The sequence below is a fragment of the Nocardioides acrostichi genome (assembly GCF_015319165.1).
GTDB classification, from domain to species: Bacteria; Actinomycetota; Actinomycetes; order Propionibacteriales; family Nocardioidaceae; genus Nocardioides; species Nocardioides acrostichi.
In genome coordinates, this window is the sequence record NZ_JADIVZ010000015.1 from 1 (window position 1) to 17,233 (window position 17,233).

Sequence of the window (17,233 nt, forward strand, 5' to 3'; positions counted from 1 at the left end):
GGCAGGCGCCCGTCGGCGGATTCTGCGACCCGGCCATCGACACAGATCGCCTCAGCGGGGGTGAGGTCGCGAGTCTTCGTTGCGACGTGGCGGGCATAGGAGGCACGGACCTCACCGGCCTGCACCCGAGACCACAACAACGGCAGCCGGTGGTGCAGGTCGAGCGCGTCGGCCATCAACGCACGCGCGGCCCACGTGGTGCGCCCGATCCGGGCACCCAGCGACGCGGCGGCGAACTCCGCGACCTCCGGACTACCCACACCGCCATAAGACGTCGCGCGTTCGGCGCCGGGGATCTGCTTCTCCCGCCGACGGTCCGGGTGGTTGACCACCGCCCACTGGTAGGCCAGATGCAGCAGATCCGTCTCGGCCCGACGCGCCTCCTCCGCACGGTCGCCAGCCAGGTCGAGGAGCTCATCCTCGCTCAGGTCGGCCAACGTGTCGGGGCTCATGACCCGACTCTAATCGAACTGGTGTTCGTAGGAAAGGTCTGCCGAGAACATGTTGACGAGGCGTTGACGCTCTGTGCAGAGGGACTGCATCTCATCGAGGAGCCGGCCTCGCGGGGCCGGCAAGTGGCTCATCCAGATTCGCGCAAGGGGCCTTTTCAACGCATGAGAATGGATGCTGCGCCGATCAGAAGCGTGCGCCGCCGGCAAACTGGCAGGCACGGCGCAATCGATCGGAGACGGGAGTTCTCGCATCTAGTGCAACTCCCAATACCTGGGAGCCGATAAGTGACATTATGTCAGGTAATGTTCGGAGTGCCCCAGCTGGAACACTGCGACCGAGGCAGCCTCACCCCCTCTACTCGATCTCGAATCGTTCCGTCATGCGTACCCCGCTCACCTGCTCGGAGCTGCATGGAACCCGCGGTTCGGGCTGGCAGCGCGCGAGACTCACAGACCGATGGCGTCCTTGATGTCTGAGCGCTCCAGCATCCTGGCGCACCACTCGAAATGGCCATCACTTCCGGAAGCGCTGTAGCAGTTGCTCGTGGCCAGCGCATAGGCAGCTCGGTACAGGTGTAGCACACGGCGCTCGTACCCGAACTCGGCGATCACAGCCGAGTCGAGGACATCTTCGTTCGTGCGAGCGCGGACGCCGTACATGTCATAGATGCTCGCGGCGACCGCGGCATCGAAACGCGGATCGCCGACGGTGCTGAAGAATCCGAAGTCCAGTAGCGCGGAGGGCGTCAGGTTCTCGCCGACGAGGATGTTTGCCGGTATGAGGTCTCCGTGAATCAAGGAAGATGGTGTTTCGTCGGCTTCCCGAAGGTGAGCGACCACGGCTGGGACCACTCGTTCCACATCGGGAATGCGGGCGGTGAGTACCTCGCGGAACCGAGAGGTTCTGCGCTCAACCAGGGCTGCGAGGTTCGCGCTGAAACTCTCGTCGAACGAGAAGGGTTGTTCACCCTCGAGCACCGGCAGCGACGTCATCGCCTTCGTAGGAGTCGCTCGTTGCAGGTCGGACAACACCTGAAGGACACAAGAGACATCGACGTCTGCGATGAAGTACGCCCGGTCACTCATCTCGCCACGCAGAGGTCGGCCGCTCAGTCGGCTCTCGATGGTGGCCGTCTGATCGCCGAACCTGAGCACCCGCAGAATGTGCGGCGTGTCGAGACCGGTACCGCTCTCCCGGACGGCCGCGTAGAACCTCTGCAGTCGGTGGAGATCGTCGTGTGCGCGCGCGTGCCACGTCTTGGCCACGAGGTCATCGCCGAGATCCACCACGATGCCTTCCATTCCGGCCCCGATCACACGCCCCGGCGAGTACCCGGCGTCGATCAATGCTTGGCGGGCGTCAGTGGAGAGAGCAGTTGTCACCCGGTGAACACTGCCGCTCGTCGCGAGCGCAGGGCAACGTTCTTTCGACGATCTGTGCAAGCGAAGGTCTGAGAGCACTGGAATTCGCCCGGAGTTCATACGCGCTCCACACCGATCGTGGCCTGCTGATCTCCGCGGACCAGGACACGCACGACCGCCTCCTTGAGATCATCGAGCTTCATCTCGCGGCTGTTGACGAAGGCGTCTGAAGCGGGCGCAGTCGGAACATCAAGATGCCGAGATAGCGGTCCAGCACCGCCTTCTTGTGTGGATACCGCTCCGCGAGGTCCGCCGCCATCTGCGGCTCGACCGTGGTGTCGATCCAGAGGCCGGCGGCGCTGAAGGTGTTGAGCAGGTCCGACATCGTGTACGGACGTTTGGTGAGGGTGACGTGCTCGTCCCAGGTGCGGTGCCGGTAGGAGAACGCGTCGGTCGAGAAATACTCCTCGCCCAGCGACGTGCCGTTCTGCTCCGCGCGTTCCAGGGCGTGGCGCACCGGCTGGGTGCGGGTGAGCAGGATGAAGCCGTCGTCGGTCAGCATCGACCGCGCGGTGCGTAAGGCGGCTACCCCGTCGGCGGCGTAGCCGAAAGACTGGAGGAACAGGATCCGGTCGAAGCTTCGGCCCGACAGTCCCGGCACCGCCGCGAGGTCTGAGAGGTCGCCGAGCACCAGCCGGACCCCGCGTGGCGGCTCGATGAAGTTTTCGCTGAGGTCGACGCCGACGCAGTCCACCGCCCCCTCCGTCGCGAGCTGGGCGAGCTTGGCGCCGTTGCCGCACCCGGCGTCGAGGACGGAGAGGCCGGTGACGTCGCCGAGCAGCTCGCGCTGAGCCGGCCACTCGACGAGCCGGTCGAGAGAGTCCTCCCGGGCGCGGGCCTCCTCGAAACCTGACGAGAGCCGCTGCCACGGACGAGTCGCGTCGCCGCTCATGGGGACCATGATGTCGCAGCTCGTCCTAGGGTGGAGCCGTGCCGGTCGCGTGTCGTCGGTTCGATCCGGACTCCGGTGACATGACCGACCTGACACGGCTCTTCGCGCAGTATCTTGACCCTCCGCTGGACAGGTGGCACAGATGGACCAGGAGCGGCCCCTGGCCGGGGGCAACACCTCCGAGGTCGTGCGCGCCGGAGACACCGTGCGCCGCAGCACCGGTGCCTGGACGCCGGCCGTGCACCGGCTGCTCAGGCACCTCGAACGCGTCGGGTTCGACGGCGCGCCCCGCGTGCGGGGCCTCGACGACGCCGGTCGCGAGATCCTCGAATACGTGCCCGGCGATGTCGGCACCCTCACCGCGGAGCAGCCCCTGCTCCCCTGGTTCCGCACGGCCGAGGCGTGCCGGGCGGTCGGCGTCTGGGTCAAGGACTTCCAGGCCGCGCAGGCGGGCTACGCGCCAGATCCCGCACAGCCGTGGCGCCGCGTTCCGGGCCGATCGCTCGCACCCGGCGACGTGCTCGTGCACCACGACGTCTCCCCCTACAACACCGTGCGCCGCGACGACGGCTCCCTGGTGGTGCTCGACTGGGACTTCGCCTGCCCCGGCGACCCGCTGGAGGATCTCGCCTGGGCGGCCTGGCGCTGGGTGCCGCTCATGGCCGGCACTCGATGGCACGCCGAGTACGGCGTCGGCCCGCACGACGACGGCGACGCTCGCCGGCGCCGTAACCTCGCCGCCCTGCTCGAGGGCTACTGCCCCACAGCCGCGCAGCGTGGTGCCCTGGCAGAGGTCGTCTACCGGCAGATGACCGTGCACGCCGATTCTCTGGAGGAGATGGCGACGACCGACGTGGCCTTCGCGGCGCTGGTCGACCGCGGGTTCGCCCGGGAGGCGCGCGAGGACGCCGCCTGGCTGGAGCAGAACGCGGTCAGGCTGGGCCTCTGAACGCCGTGACGCCATCGAGGGTGGGCGCGAACACCCAGTCCCCGGCGGGAGGACGAGCGGCTGACGCCAGCATGCTGCGTGCGGCGTCCGAGGGGATCACCCGGCGGGGACCGGGTCCATCCACCAGCCGGTGACCATGCCCTCGGGGCGCCCCGGCTCGACGTAGTGCTCGGTGCCGAAGGCGATCGAGAAGACGTCCTCGGGCATGGAGAGGATCTGCTGGACGTCGGTCTGACTGCCGTGGCACGCCAGCGCAGCGCGCTTCGCGGCGATGTCGGGTGTCACGTCGACCGCCCAGTGGATCTCCGCCTCGGGCGTGCCGATCGGCAGGCCGTCGTCGCCCCGCGCATCGGGATCGAAGCCCTCCATGCCCATCTCCTGGGCGGCCTTGAACAGTTCGCGCATCTTGTCGCGGTTCATCGTGACCTCGAGGTAGCGCGGCTGCGTCGCGGCCATGTCGATGGCGCGCTTGCTGACCGTGTGCACCATGACGTGGTCGGGGTGCCCGTAGCCACCGTGCCAGTCGTAGCCCACGACGACGTCGGCGCCCTCCTGGTCGAGGACGTCGGCCAGCCGACGCGCGGCCTCGTCGACCTCGGCGCGTGAGAACGCGCGCTCGCCGGAGTTCTGCTCCCACCCCGTCATCCCGGAGTCGGCGTAGTCGAGCCAGGCGACCCGGGCGAGCCCGGTGATCGCGGCCGAGGCCTCCGCCTCGCTGCGACGGCGCGCGACGAGCGTCTCCCCCGGAGCAAGATCCTCCGGGGCCGCGCCGAAGTCGCCGTTCGTGGCGTACACGACGACCACCCGGTGGCCCTCGCGGGCCAGCCGCACCATGGTGCCGGCGGTACCGGTGCCCTCGTCGTCCGGGTGGGCGTGGACGAACACGACGGTCTGCCCCATGCTCGCGTCGGGAGTCTGGTCGGCACTCATGGCCGCTGCAACCCCTCGACCCGTCCACTCATTCCGCAGCTATCGTCGTGCCGTGCTGGCGGACCGTTGGGGTGTCACCGACGCCGAGGTGACCCGTCGCTACCCGTGCGACACCCTCGTCCCCTCCCCCGCGCTGGCGGCGTGGCGCGGCGTGTCGGTCGCGGCACCGCCCGACGGCGTGTGGCCGTGGGTCGGGCAGATTCGGCTGGCCCCGTACTCCTACGACTGGATCGACAACCTGGGGCGCCGCTCGCCACGTGAGCTGCACGGCCTGCCCGAGCCGCGCGTCGGCGAGGCCTTCACCGCCGTCGCCGGCCGACGGACCGGCACGATCCTCGCCGTCGATCCGGGACGAGCGCTGACCGGGCGGATCATGGGTGCCGTGATGTCGTACGTGCTCGTGCCGGCACCCGGTGAGTCGATCCGCCTGGTGCTCAAGGTCGTGACTGCCGGTGGGCCACGACCGCTCCTGGCCCTGCTGAGCGCGGGCGACCTGGTGATGGCCAGGCGCCAACTGCTGAACCTCGCGCGACTGGCGGAGGGCGGCTACTCGGCCTCGTAGTCGGGCAGCGAGCGCAGGAACTCTCGCAGGTAGGGCAGGGTGAACCGCAGGTAGCCCCGCCGCGTCGGTTCGACGATGCCGGCCACGATGAGACGGGAGCGGTAGCGCGAGACGTAGCCGTGGTCACGGTCCATGCGTCGGGCGACGTCGGAGATCGCGGAGTCGCCGTCGTCGGGGGCCATCGCCATCAGGAAGGCCCGATCGGTCTCCGAGAGATCGTTGACCGCCGGCTCGTGCAGCGCGAAGCCCGCCTCGCGCACCGCGTCTGCGATGCCGCGAGCCACGTGCTCGGCCGTGATGGTCGAAGCGTCGGGATCCTGACGCCAGGCGCGATCGCCGATGACCTGCACGAGGTAGGGATAGCCGAACGTCGCGGCGGCCATCGTGGTGACCTCGGCGTCGGCCACCTCCCGGCCGGCGGCGCGCACGGGCACTCGCAGCGCCTCCTCGGCGGCCACCGGGCTCAAGGGCTCCAGCACGAAGCGACGGGCTCGGCGCAAGAACGTCGACACGTCCGCGGTGAGCAGGTCCTGCACGGCCGCAGGCAGGCCGGCAGCCGCGAAGGCGACCGGCCGATCCTCCCGGAAGGCGTGCTGCACCGTGGCCGCGAGCTGGGCCACGTCGTCGCGCGCGGCCCGGGAATGAACCTCGTCGAGGGTGATCATGATGCCGGTGCCGTGCTGGTCGAGCAGGTCGGTGAGCGCATTGAGCTGCCGCCGAAGTCCACCCGGGCCGCGCTCGTCGGGCAGGTCGAGCTCGACGCCTCCCAGCCCGGCCGGCAACGAGATGCCCCGCACGCGCGTGCGGGTCGACGGCGCCTGCCGGATCACCCCCGCCAGCTCGGGAAGTCCGTCGGTCGTGATGCGCTCGATCAGGCCGACCGTGGCGGTCTCGGAGAGCACCAACCAACCGCGCTGCCTGGCCAGCACCTCGGCCTCGTTGAGCACGACGGTCTTGCCGATGCCGCGGTTGCCGGTGATCAGCGCGGCCCGCCCGCTCGCTCCCGGGCCGGCGTCCAGAGCCTCGGCGATGTCGTCGAGCACGGCCTCGCGGCCGGTGACGAGCGGTGGGTTGGAGCCGAAGGACGGGCGGAACGGACTGGACGGCCTCACGCGGACCATCCTTCATCATGTTTCATCAAGTGGCCAGGTCGTGCAGTCGCGGAACGACCTGCTCGACGACGCGGGTCGTCCAGGCGACGGGGTCGTCGCTCATCGGTCCGGTGACGACGGTGTCGACACCGAGCGCGGCGTACGCCTCGCACCGGCGCAGGAAGGCGTCCGGGTCGGCGGCAGGGTCGTCCATGACGATGACACTCTTCTCGATGGCGTCGTAGTCGGTGCCGGCGTCGTCGCAGTGACCGCGCAACACCGCCAACTTGTGCTCGACGACATCGTCGGACTCGCCGAAGAGGTTGCACATCTGCGCGAACTCCGCGACCAGGCGCAGCGTCTTGCGCTCCCCCGAGCCGCCGATCAGGATCGGCAGGTTCTTCTGGTAGGGCGGCGGCACGGCCACCGGCTCGGCCAGCTGGTAATGGGTGCCGGTGTACGGCTCGGTGGACTCACCCCACACGCGTCGACACACCTCCAGCGTCTCGCGCAGCCGCTCGAAGCGCTCGGATGTCGTCGGGAAGGGCACGCCGAGCCCGTGGTGCTCGCGCTCGTACCAGGCTGCGCCGATGCCGAGCATCGCGCGGCCCCGCGACAGCCGGTCGAGGGTCACGACCTGCTTGGCCAGCAGACCGGGGTGCCGGTAGGTGACCCCGCTGACGAGGAGGGAGAGGCGCACTCGCTCGGTGACGGCGGCCAGGTAGCCGAGCGTCGTGTAGCCCTCGAGCATCGGCTCGCTGGGACCGCCGAGATCCTCCATCTGGAACCAGTGGTCCATCACGGTCAGCAGGGAGACCCCACCCTGGTCGGCGACCCGTGCGGTCTCGGTGAGTCTGTCCTCCAAGGTGTGCTGCCAGTCGGGATGGGTGAAGTTCGCGTAGTGCACTCCCAGTCTCACGCTCGCCAACCTACTCCGGTCGACCGACAGCGTCGCGTGGCTAGGGTCGGGGCATGACAGCGCGCGCGGGCATCGTCGTGACCGGCACCGAAGTGCTCACCGGCCGGGTGGCCGACGCGAACGGCCCGTGGCTGGCCGAGGCCCTGCGCGGACGGGGCGTCGACGTGGGCCGCGTCGTCGTGGTGGGCGACCGGCCCGACGACCTGGCCGCCGCCGTCGGGTTCCTGGCAGGTGAGGGTGGCCACGACCTCGTCATCACCACCGGCGGCCTCGGTCCGACCGCCGACGACCTCACCGCCCGCGTGGTGGCGCAGGTCCAGGGGCGCGCACTGCGCCTCGACGAGGGGCTGCGGGCGCTGATCGACGACATCGTGCGCCGGATCGCGGACGAGCGCGGTTGGCAGGGACCGCTCGGCGACGCCCTCGACGAGGGCACTCGCAAGCAGGCTCTCGTGCCCGACGGCGCCACCTGGCTGCACCCCACCGGCACCGCTCCGGGGCTGGTCGTGCCACCGACCGGGGCGGGGGCGCCGGTGGTCGTGCTCCCCGGCCCGCCCGGTGAGCTGCGGGCGATGTGGGACGCCGTCCTCGTCGACCCGGTCGTGACGTCGGCGCTGGCGGGCGCCGAGCCGCTGGAGCAACGCACCCTGCGCATGTGGGGGCCGCCCGAGGCCGAGCTGGCGGTCGTGCTGCGCGAGCACGGGGAGCAGCACTCCATGGCCGGCCTCGAGGTGACCACCTGCCTGCGAGGTGGCGAGCTCGAGGTCGTCACCCGCTACTCCCCCGCGGCTGCCGGGGCCTACGCCGACCTGGAGGCGACCCTGCTGGAGAGGTTCGCCGACACCTTGGTGAGTGCCGACGGGCGCAGCGTCGACGAGGTCGTGGCCGACGCGCTGCGCGCCGGCGGTCTCACGGTCGCGACGGCCGAGTCGTGCACCGCCGGCTTGCTCGCGGGCCGGTTCGCCGACCGGCCGGGCTCGTCGGCCTACCTGCTCGGCGGCCTGGTGACCTACTCCAACGAGGCGAAGACGGCACTCCTCGACGTCCCGGCCGCCCTCATCGAGCGGGTGGGAGCCGTGAGCGAGGAGGTCGCGCTCGCGATGGCCGCCGGCGCCCGCGCGCGTCTGGGTGCCGACCTCGGGTTCGGTGTCACCGGCGTCGCCGGACCCGACGGCGGCACGGCCGACAAGCCGGTCGGGCTCGTGCACGTGGCGCTCGTCGGCACCCTGCCCGACGGCACCGCGGTCTCCGAGCATCGACGTCTGCGGCTGCCCGGCGACCGGATGAGCGTCCGGGCACGCACCGTGACCACGTGCCTGCACCTGCTGCGCGGCGTACTCACGTCGAGATCCTGACGCCACGGAGGGTGGCCGGGCTCACACCGGGCGAAAGTTGCGACTCGCAACGATCTCTGACTTGATGGTGCTTCGATCCCTAGTGAGAGACGTGTTTAATCCATGGTCACCGCCCCCCGCGCCAGCACTCCGACCCTGAGCGTCGTCGCGCTCTGCTTCGGCGGCCTCGCCGCGTCCCTGACCCAGACGATGGTCATCCCGATCCAGGCGCAGTTCCCGCAGCTGCTGGGCACCAGCCCGGCCAACGCGGCCTGGGTCATCACCGTCACCCTCCTCGCAGGCGCCGTGACCATGCCCGTGTCGGGTCGACTCGCGGACATGGTCGGCAAGCAGCGCATCGTCGTGCTCACCACGGTGGCCCTGCTGGTCGGCTCGATCGTGTGCGCCCTCTCGGACTCGCTGCTGCCGATGCTCGTGGGTCGCGGCATCCAGGGCGTCTCCATGGGCTTCATCCCCGTCGGCATCGCCCTGCTCCGTGAGATCGTGCCGCCGCGCCTGGCAGGCTCCGCCGTCGCCGCCATGAGCGCCACCCTCGGCGTCGGTGGCGCCATCGGGCTCCCCCTCGCGGCCTGGATCGTCCAATCCGGCAGCTGGCACGCACTCTTCTGGGTCTCCGCCGCCGTCGCCGCCGCGGTGCTCGTCGCCGTCCTCACCCTCGTGCCACACGTGCACGACGCTGCGCCGGGAAGGTTCGACGTGGCGGGTGCGATCGGGCTGGTCTTGGGCCTCAGCGCGTTCCTCGTGGGTCTCTCCAAGGCGAGCGTGTGGGGCTGGAGCTCCGGCCGCACCCTGGGATTCATGCTCGGCGGCGTCGCGGTGCTGCTCGTGTGGGGCATGGCCGAGCTGCGCGTCGCCGAGCCCCTGGTCGACCTGCGCACCACCGCTCGGCTGCCGGTGCTGCTGACCAACCTCGCGGCGGTGGCCGTCGGCATGGGGATGATGGCGCAGGCGGTGATCGTGCCCCAGTTGCTCGAACTCCCCGACGCGACCGGCTACGGACTCGGCCAGACCATCCTCCAGGCCGGTCTGTGGATGGCGCCCGGCGGCCTGATGATGATGCTGTTCGCCCCGGTCTCGAGCCGGCTGATGGGCACGATCGGGGCCAAGGCGACCCTCATGATCGGCGCCGGTGTGCTCGGCGCCGGCTACCTCCTGGCACTTGGACTCACCTCGGCCCCCTGGCAGCTGGCCGTGGCGTCCGTCGTCATCAGCATCGGTGTCGGCATCGGCTATGCCGCCATGCCCACTCTCGTGCTCGACGCCGTGCCGCTGCGCGAGGCCGGCTCGGCCGTGAGCGTGAACACCCTGATGCGCTCGGTCGGCACCACCTCGGCAGCGGCCCTCATGGGTACGGTCCTCACGAGCTCGACGACCGCGGCCGGAGTCCCGACCGAGGGCGCGTTCTCGGCATGCTTCGTGGTCGGTGCCGTGGCCGCCTTCACCGGCGTCGCCATCGCGGCCTTCATCCCGCGCCGCTCGACCCGGCACGACGTCCCGGTGCCGGCCGCCCACGAGCCGGCGGTCGCGTCTCGGTAGGTTGAGAGGCGTGTCCCTCGCGACGCCCTACCTGCACATCGACCTCCCCCAACTGCGCATCAACGTACGCCGCGCCGCCGACCAGGCGGCGCTGGTCGGCGTCGCCCTGCGCCCGCACGCCAAGACCCACAAGTCCGCCGAGGTGGCCCGACTCCAGCTCGCCCACGGGGCCGTCGGCCTGACCGTCGCCACCGTCGGCGAGGCCGAACACTTCGTGCGCCAGGGGTGCCGTGACGTGTTCATCGCCTTCCCCGTCTGGGTCGACGAGGGGCGTGCCACCCGATTGCGTGACCTGCGCGACCAGGCAGACCGGTTGGCGATCGGAGTCGACTCGGTGGAGTCGGCCGGCAACGCCGGTCGCCGGCTGGGCCACACCGGCATCGAGGTTCTCGTCGAGGTCGACTCCGGCCATCACCGCACCGGCGTCGCTCCCGAGCAGGCGGGCGTCGTGGCCCGGGCCGCCCAGCGTGCCGGCCTCCCCGTGCGCGGCGTCTTCACCTTCCCCGGCCACGGCTACGGCCCGGGTGGGTCGGAGGCCGCGGCCCACGACGAGCGGACGGCGCTCGAGACGGCGCGCGACAGTATCCAGCAGGTCGGCATCGAGGAGCCCGTGCTCTCCGGCGGCTCCACCCCGACCCTCGCGGCGAGCCTCACCAGCCGCGCGGCCACGGAGCTGCGCCCCGGTGTCTACGTGTTCGGCGACGCCCAGCAATGGGAGCTCGGCATCTTCGAACCGGACGACATCAGCCTCACCGTGCACGCCACCGTGGTCAGCCACGCGGGCGGTCGAGTCGTGCTCGACGCCGGATCCAAGACGCTCGGCGCCGACCGAGCGGCGTACTCCAGCGGGTACGGCCGCCTGCTCGAGCACCCCGAAGCGCGGATCGTCACGCTCTCCGAGCACCATGCGGTCGTCCAGATGCCCGGTCCGCGCCCCGCCCTCGGCTCGCTGGTGTCGGTCGTGCCGAACCACGTGTGCTCTGCGGTGAACCTCGCCGACACCTTCTGGGTCGCCGAGCCCGGCGGTCTGCGCGCCTGGCCGGTCGGGGCGCGCGGTCTGCACACCTGAGCCGCGCCAGGAGCGGTGCGTGCAGTTCGGGAGGGCGCCACTACGCTCCGCCCCATGCCCTCCCGCGCACTCGCGACGCCCCTGACGCTGGCCGCCACCCTCGTGCTCGCCTCGGCGCTCACCGCCTGCGGCTCCGACGACGGCTCGACGGCGTCCGCGTCGACGACGTCGTGCGACTACCCCACCGGTGGTCAGTCGGCCGCGAAGCCCGTCGACCCGCCGTCGTCCGATGCGCCGGACTCCGGCGAGGTGGCGGTCGACTTCGCGACCGACCAGGGCGACTTCACCGCGACCCTGAACGCCGCCGCCGCGCCCTGCACGGTGAACAGCTTCGTGTCGCTGGCCGACCAGGGCTACTTCGACGACACCTCGTGCCACCGGCTCACGACCCAGGGCATCTACGTCGTGCAGTGCGGAGACCCCACCGGCACCGGGGGCGGTGGCCCCGGCTACACCGTCCCAGACGAGTACGACGGTAGCGAGAAGTACCCCGCCGGCACCCTGGCCATGGCGAACACCGGGCAGCCCGACACCGGCGGGAGCCAGTTCTTCATGGTCTACCGCGACACCGACCTGCCGCCCCAGTACACGGTGTTCGGCACCGTCGACGCCGACGGGCTGGCGGCGCTGGAGAAGGTGGCGAAGGGCGGTGTCGGGCAGGAGGTCTTCGGGCCCGGCGACGGCGTGCCTGCCGTCCCCTTGACCTTCACCTCGGTCACGCCACGACAGCAGTAGGCCCCGCCCGGCGTACCGGACGGGGCCCACGAGGTGAAGCGAGGTCAGCAGCCGCGGCAGTCGACCGGACCGCCCTTGCCGCCCACCTCGACGCCGTAGAACTTGCCCCCACCCACGGGGGTCGTGGCGTCACCGGCGGGCACACCCTCGACGACCCGGCCACCGTTGCGGCGCAGGCGCAGGTTGAAGGCGACGTCGGTGTTCTTCGGCGCCTTGGCGTAGGCGTCGATCACGTCGGAGACCGACTTGGCGCGGTAGACGTTGGTGTAACTGTTCAGGCCGCCGAACACCGAGAGGAAGCCGGAGCGGGCCCGCGGACCGACCTTCGTCGACCAGGGAACCTTGGACTCGGTGCCGTCCGGCGCCTCGAGCACGGCGCGCAGCTTGAGCAGCTTGCCGGGCATCGCCACGATCGGGTTGCGCCGGTTGTTGACCTTGTGCCACTTGCCACCGCGGAACTGCTCCACGCGCTGGACCTTGAGCTTGTCCGTGGAATCGCTGATGTTCGCGACCTCGGAGACGGAGTTCACCGTGACGCCCTCGAGGGTGGAGAGCGCGTAGGCGGCGTCGGCAGGCTCGAAGGCGCTCTCGATGGAGATGTCGCCGCGCGAGACGTAGGTGTCGTCGACCAGGAGCTGGAACGGCTCGCCGTTCTCGTCGGTGCCGTCGACCTGCCACTGCATCGCCGAGGTGCCGCCCTGGACGCCGTCGAGCACGCGGTCGGTGTTGGCCAGGTGCTCGGAGAAGGTCACGTCGGCGGTGGCGTCGGGGAGGTACACGTCCGAGCTGCCGGCCCGCTGGCTGGTGCCGTGCGTGACATCGGAACTGATCGTGGCGTGCTCGGGCGCCTCTCCGAACAGACCGGTGATGCCGGAGAGGCGGTCCTGGGTGATGGTGCCCGTGGCCGGGGCGATGTTGGCGACCTTGAAGGGCGAGCCGAGGCTGTCGGGCTGCACGTAGATCGCGTCGGCCGGGTGCAGGCCGAGCGTGGTCTCGCCGGTGAAGGTGAAGGGGTGCCCGAAGCCGACGACCTCGCCCTGGCACACCTCGGTGGCCGTGCCGACGCCACCGTAGGTGACATCGCCGTAGGCGATGGTGGCGGCGAGGTTGCCGCCGGCGACGATGTCGTCGGAGGACGCAGCCCGCTCGACGCCGACCTGACCGGCGCTGAAGGTCTTGTCGGTCAGGTACGGCTTGTCGAGCTTGCTGCTGCGCTGTGCGGCCTTGTCGAGGCGGGCCTGGCTCAGCCCGGTGACGCCCATCGGCATCTTGAGCTGACTGAAACCCTGCGAGGCCTGCTCGCGGGTGGCGTCACCTTGCGCGGCGATGGTCTTCGCGGCGGGCTTGCCGACGGCCACCTTGGCCGGGGCCTTCGCGTCGGGGTGCGAGGAGAGGTAGCGCTGCATCTCGGAGAACGGCGTGACACCCGCGATGGGCGAGGGGCCCCACGAGAGGCCGTACGCGACGGCGCCGATCAGCTGACCGTCGATGTAGACCGGCGAGCCGGACATGCCCTGCCAGATGCCGCCCGCCCGCTCGATCGCCGGGGAGTCGAGGTCGACCATGATCATGTCGAGACCCGGCGCGATGCCGTCGGTGATCGTGCCGAGCACGGTGCCCGTGAACTGCTCCGGCGTGGTCCCGGTCTCGACGGTGAGGCCGGTCACCTCGTCGTCCTTCTGCAGTTGCGAGGTGTCGTAGGCCGGCGTGCAGTCCCCGGCGGGGTCGGCCGCGTGAGCCGACGTGGTGGCAGCGCCGAGGCCGCCGAGCATGAAGCCGCCGGCGACGGCAGTGGCAGCCAGGGAACGTCCCCGGCGCCGGGTGGTAGCACGCGTCATCGCGAGCCTTCCTCTCATCCCGGAGGGGTGCCGAGCGCACCCGTCTCGATGGTGTTGACGCGGCAGGGACGCCCTTGGTTGCCTCCGGGCTCAGAGAATTTTCAGAAGGTTCTAGGGTCGAGTCGTGCGTGACCACCCCTCCCCCACCCCCGACCGCTCCTCATGCCCCCCGCGCGGACTGGGCCGCGCCGAGGCCGCAGCCCGCGCCGCCCTGCTCGACGTCGTCTCCTACGACCTCACCCTCGACCTCACCACCTCGGTCGAGACCTTCGACTCCCTGACCCGGATCGTCGTCGACTCCCGGGCCGGCGACACCTTCCTCGACCTCAAGCCCACCGCCGTCCGTTCGATCCACCTCGACGGCATGTCGGTCGACGTCGAGCTGCTGTCGGCCGGACGCCTCCCGCTCGCACTGACCGAGGGCCGGCACGAGATCGTCGTCGACGCCGTCATGCCGTTCCGCACCGACGGCGAGGGCCTGCACCGCTCGGTCGACCCCGCCGACGAGCGGCACTACGTGTACGGCATGTGCTTCATGGACGCCGCCCCCACGATCTTCGCCTGCTTCGACCAGCCGGATCTCAAGGCGCCCTACACCGTGCACGTACGCGCCCCCGAGGGCTGGATCGTGCGCGGCAACGGCCAGGCCGAGAACCCCGAGGCAGGCCTCTGGGAACTCGCCACCACACCGCCACTGTCGACGTACTTCGTCACCGTGGTGGCCGGGCCCTACCACCTCGTCACCGACGAGCACGACGGGATCCCGCTCGGTCTCTCGGCGCGCGCCAGCCTGGCCGCAGACCTCGACGCGGATGCCGACGAGCTGTTCACCTTGACCCGGCAGTGCTTCGACGAGTTCCACCGACTCTTCGGTGTCCGCTATCCGTTCGGCGGCTACCACCAGGCCTTCGTGCCGGAGTTCAACGCCGGCGCCATGGAGAACCCCGGCTGCGTGACCTTCCGCGACCCGCTCGTGTTCAGCTCGGCGGTCACCCGCGGCACCCGCATCAAGCGGGCCGGCACCGTGGCCCACGAGATGGCCCACCAGTGGTTCGGCAACCTCGTGACCCCCCGCTGGTGGGACGACCTGTGGCTCAACGAGTCCTTCGCCGAGTACATGGGCGTGCGGGTCACCGCCGACGTCACCGAGTACCACGACGCCTGGGTCCAGAACTCCTACGCGCGTCGTCAGTGGGGTCTGGTCGCCGACCAGCGGCCGACGACCCACCCGGTCGCCGGCAACGGTGCCGACGACGCCCTCACCGCGCTCCAGGACTTCGACGGCATCTCCTACGCCAAGGGGTCGAGCATCCTCAAGCAGCTCGCCGCCCGCATGGGCGACGACGTCTTCCTCGCCGGGGTGCGCGACCACTTCGACCGACACCGCTTCGGCAACGCGACCATGCACGACCTGCTGGGGTCGTGGACCCGAGCGGGTGCCGTCGGGCTCGACGCCTTCGCCGCGCAGTGGCTGAGCACCGCCGGACCGGACCGGCTCGACCTCGACCGCGACGGACGCGGCGTGCTGCTGCGCACTCCCCCGGCCGAGCACCCCGCGGACCGGACCCACCGGCTGCGGCTGGCGGTGTCGGACGACGGTGGGCACTGGCACGCTCACGACCTCGACGTGGACGCCGCACGCACCGAGGTCGGCGCCCTCGGCGACGGCGCCGTGCTGGTCGACCCGTGGGAGGACTCGTGGGCGGTATGCCCCGCCGACCCCCGCACCGTGGCGGTGCTGCCCGACCTGCTGCCCCGGATGTCGGACCCGATGCTGCGGGCGGGCGCCTGGAACGCGCTGCGCAGCGGCTACCACAACGCCGAGGTCGCGCCGGACGACGTCGTGCGCGCGGCGCTCTCGTGGCTGGCCGTCGAGACCCACGACGCCGGCCCGGAGACCGTCGGGCCCTGGCTGTTGCGCGACGTGCTGCCCCTCTGCACCGACCCGTCGGACGCCGCCGAGCGTCTCCACCTCGGTGCCCTCTCCGCCGCCCGCGCGGCGTCGCCCGGCTCCTCCCTCCAGCTCTCGCTGACCCAGGTGGCCATCGCGACCTGCGCCTCCCCCGACCGACTCGAGTCCTGGCTGCGCGCCGAGGGACTGCCCACCGGCACCGATCTCGACCTGGAGCTGCGCTGGCGGATCCTCGGCCGGCTGGCCGGGCTCGGCGCGGTCGACCGCAGCCGCCTCGACACCGAGCTGGACCGCGAGCCCACGGGCGTGTCACGGGTCGAGCACACCCGCGCGGTCGCCTCGCTGCCCGATCTCGCGGCCAAGGAGTTCGCCTGGGAGCGGTTCACCGGCGTGACCACGGCCCCGAACTACGAGATCACCGCCGCCGGGCTGGGCATGTGGCGCTGTGGCCAGGACGACCTCCTCGCCCCGTTCGTCGAGCGGTACGCGGCCGACCTCTCGCGGGCGGCCGCGGCGCACAGCGGGTGGGTGCAGGGCGATGCGGCAGCCGCGTTCTTCCCGACCACGGCGCTCTCGCAGACCACGGTCGAGACGATGACGGCTCTCGCCACCGACGCCTCGCTGCCCGCACCGGTGCGGCGCCGGCTGGTCGACGCGACCGACCAGTTGACACGGCAGGTGGCCGTGGCCCGGCGCTTCGGAAGGTCGTGAGCAGCCGGCGTCCGGGCCCGAGTGTGCGCACCCGGGTCACCGAGACGTTCGCTGACCGCTCCCAGCGTGGCCACGAGGATCGGCTGGCCACCGAGGAGCCGCTCGAGGTCCGGTTGACGTGGCCGGGGGTGGCGGCCGCGCGGGTGTGGGTCACGATGCGCACGCCGGGGCACGACTTCGAGCTCGCGGCGGGCTGGGTCCGGCACGAGGGGTTGGTCGACGACGCGCCGGGCGCCATCGCCCGGGTGGCCTACTGCACCGATGCCGACCTGGCTCCGGAGCAGGAGTTCAACGTCGTCACCGTCACCCTGGCCGCTCCCCCGCTACGTGACCCGGGGCACCGGCACACCGCGTTGTCGGCGGGCTCGTCGGCCTGCGGGGTGTGCGGAGCCGACAGCGTCGCCGACGCCCTGGCCGTCGCCGGCGCCCGGCCCTGGGCGGGGGCGCTGCCGGACCCCGCCGTGGTGCTAGCCCTGCCCGACCGGCTGCGGGGGTCGCAACCGCTGTTCGAGCGCACGGGCGGGGTGCACGCCGCCGCGCTCGTCACCGCCGACGGCGACCTGCTCGTCGTGCGCGAGGACGTCGGTCGTCACAACGCCGTCGACAAGGTCACCGGCGCGCAGGTGCTCGACGGGCGCTCCCCCGCGGCGGCGTGTCTGCTGGTGAGCGGCCGGGCGGGCTTCGAGCTCGTGCAGAAGGCGGCCTCGGCGGGAGTCGGCTCGCTCGTCGCGGTCGGCGCCCCCACCTCGCTGTCGGTGCGGTTGGCGCGCGAGCACTCGCTGGCACTGTGGGGCTTCGCCTCGACCGACCGGGCCGTCCGCTACGCCTGAACGCGAAAGCAGGCGCACCCCCGGCGTGTA

14 protein-coding genes and 1 pseudogene are annotated in these 17,233 nt (G+C 71.3%); 8 read left to right on the top strand and 7 right to left on the bottom strand.

Features of this window, described 5'->3' with window-relative positions:
• From ISG29_RS18905 to ISG29_RS18915, 3 genes and pseudogenes are all read right to left on the bottom strand, one after another.
• A pseudogene (locus ISG29_RS18905) lies at positions 1 to 452 on the bottom strand (DUF222 domain-containing protein); the annotation flags it as partial.
• A 447-nt stretch (positions 453 to 899) separates the two neighbouring features.
• Positions 900 to 1,835: a phosphotransferase family protein gene (locus ISG29_RS18910; protein WP_194505016.1), complete on the bottom strand. Its 936-nt coding sequence runs from the start codon at positions 1,833 to 1,835 to the stop codon at positions 900 to 902.
• A gap of 178 nt (positions 1,836 to 2,013) precedes the next feature.
• On the bottom strand, positions 2,014 to 2,766 hold the full coding sequence (locus tag ISG29_RS18915; protein WP_207793355.1) for a class I SAM-dependent methyltransferase: 753 nt from the start codon (positions 2,764 to 2,766) through the stop codon (positions 2,014 to 2,016).
• 142 nt (positions 2,767 to 2,908) lie between these two features.
• On the opposite strand from ISG29_RS18915, the gene ISG29_RS18920 reads away from it, so the two are divergent.
• Positions 2,909 to 3,715: an aminoglycoside phosphotransferase family protein gene (locus tag ISG29_RS18920; protein ID WP_235960399.1), complete on the top strand. Its 807-nt coding sequence runs from the start codon at positions 2,909 to 2,911 to the stop codon at positions 3,713 to 3,715.
• Positions 3,716 to 3,811: 96 nt separating this feature from the next.
• Here the strand turns inward: ISG29_RS18920 and ISG29_RS18925 are convergent, their stop codons facing one another.
• The gene (locus ISG29_RS18925; RefSeq protein ID WP_194505019.1) at positions 3,812 to 4,645 is read right to left on the bottom strand and encodes a PIG-L deacetylase family protein; all 834 of its coding nucleotides are present in this window, start codon (positions 4,643 to 4,645) and stop codon (positions 3,812 to 3,814) included.
• A 52-nt stretch (positions 4,646 to 4,697) separates the two neighbouring features.
• Here ISG29_RS18925 and ISG29_RS18930 point away from each other — a divergent pair, with 52 nt between their 5' ends.
• Positions 4,698 to 5,207 (top strand): polyketide cyclase, encoded by a 510-nt coding sequence (locus ISG29_RS18930; protein WP_194505020.1) that lies wholly within the window; start codon positions 4,698 to 4,700, stop codon positions 5,205 to 5,207.
• Here the strand turns inward: ISG29_RS18930 and ISG29_RS18935 are convergent.
• Positions 5,192 to 6,319 carry an AAA family ATPase gene (locus tag ISG29_RS18935; protein WP_207793356.1) on the bottom strand — a complete coding sequence of 376 codons (1,128 nt, stop codon included), beginning with the start codon at positions 6,317 to 6,319 and terminating at the stop codon, positions 5,192 to 5,194. The genes ISG29_RS18930 and ISG29_RS18935 overlap by 16 nt on opposite strands.
• A 25-nt stretch (positions 6,320 to 6,344) precedes the next feature.
• Complete coding sequence (locus tag ISG29_RS18940; RefSeq protein WP_194505022.1) at positions 6,345 to 7,217, bottom strand: LLM class F420-dependent oxidoreductase; 873 nt, start codon at positions 7,215 to 7,217, stop codon at positions 6,345 to 6,347.
• Between the two features lie 53 nt (positions 7,218 to 7,270).
• Between ISG29_RS18940 and ISG29_RS18945 the strand changes: the two genes are divergently transcribed.
• From ISG29_RS18945 to ISG29_RS18960, 4 genes are all read left to right on the top strand, one after another.
• The gene (locus ISG29_RS18945) at positions 7,271 to 8,572 is read left to right on the top strand and encodes a competence/damage-inducible protein A (protein WP_194505023.1); all 1,302 of its coding nucleotides are present in this window, start codon (positions 7,271 to 7,273) and stop codon (positions 8,570 to 8,572) included.
• Positions 8,573 to 8,674: 102 nt separating this feature from the next.
• Positions 8,675 to 10,108: an MFS transporter gene (locus tag ISG29_RS18950; protein ID WP_194505024.1), complete on the top strand. Its 1,434-nt coding sequence runs from the start codon at positions 8,675 to 8,677 to the stop codon at positions 10,106 to 10,108.
• A 10-nt stretch (positions 10,109 to 10,118) separates the two neighbouring features.
• A complete protein-coding gene (locus ISG29_RS18955) occupies positions 10,119 to 11,177 on the top strand; it encodes an alanine racemase (RefSeq protein WP_328829863.1) in 1,059 nt (352 codons plus the stop codon).
• A gap of 54 nt (positions 11,178 to 11,231) precedes the next feature.
• On the top strand, positions 11,232 to 11,912 hold the full coding sequence (locus ISG29_RS18960; RefSeq protein ID WP_194505026.1) for a peptidylprolyl isomerase: 681 nt from the start codon (positions 11,232 to 11,234) through the stop codon (positions 11,910 to 11,912).
• A 44-nt stretch (positions 11,913 to 11,956) separates the two neighbouring features.
• Here the strand turns inward: ISG29_RS18960 and ISG29_RS18965 are convergent, their stop codons facing one another.
• Entirely contained in the window at positions 11,957 to 13,750 is a 1,794-nt protein-coding gene (locus ISG29_RS18965; RefSeq protein WP_194505027.1) for a SpoIVB peptidase S55 domain-containing protein, read from the bottom strand.
• Between the two features lie 124 nt (positions 13,751 to 13,874).
• On the opposite strand from ISG29_RS18965, the gene pepN reads away from it, so the two are divergent.
• Both pepN and ISG29_RS18975 read left to right on the top strand, forming a co-directional pair.
• On the top strand, positions 13,875 to 16,373 hold the full coding sequence (pepN, locus tag ISG29_RS18970; RefSeq protein ID WP_328829866.1) for an aminopeptidase N: 2,499 nt from the start codon (positions 13,875 to 13,877) through the stop codon (positions 16,371 to 16,373).
• The gene (locus ISG29_RS18975; RefSeq protein WP_194505028.1) at positions 16,370 to 17,203 is read left to right on the top strand and encodes a formate dehydrogenase accessory sulfurtransferase FdhD; all 834 of its coding nucleotides are present in this window, start codon (positions 16,370 to 16,372) and stop codon (positions 17,201 to 17,203) included. Before pepN ends, ISG29_RS18975 begins: the two co-directional genes overlap by 4 nt.
• Positions 17,204 to 17,233: the final 30 nt, after the last annotated feature.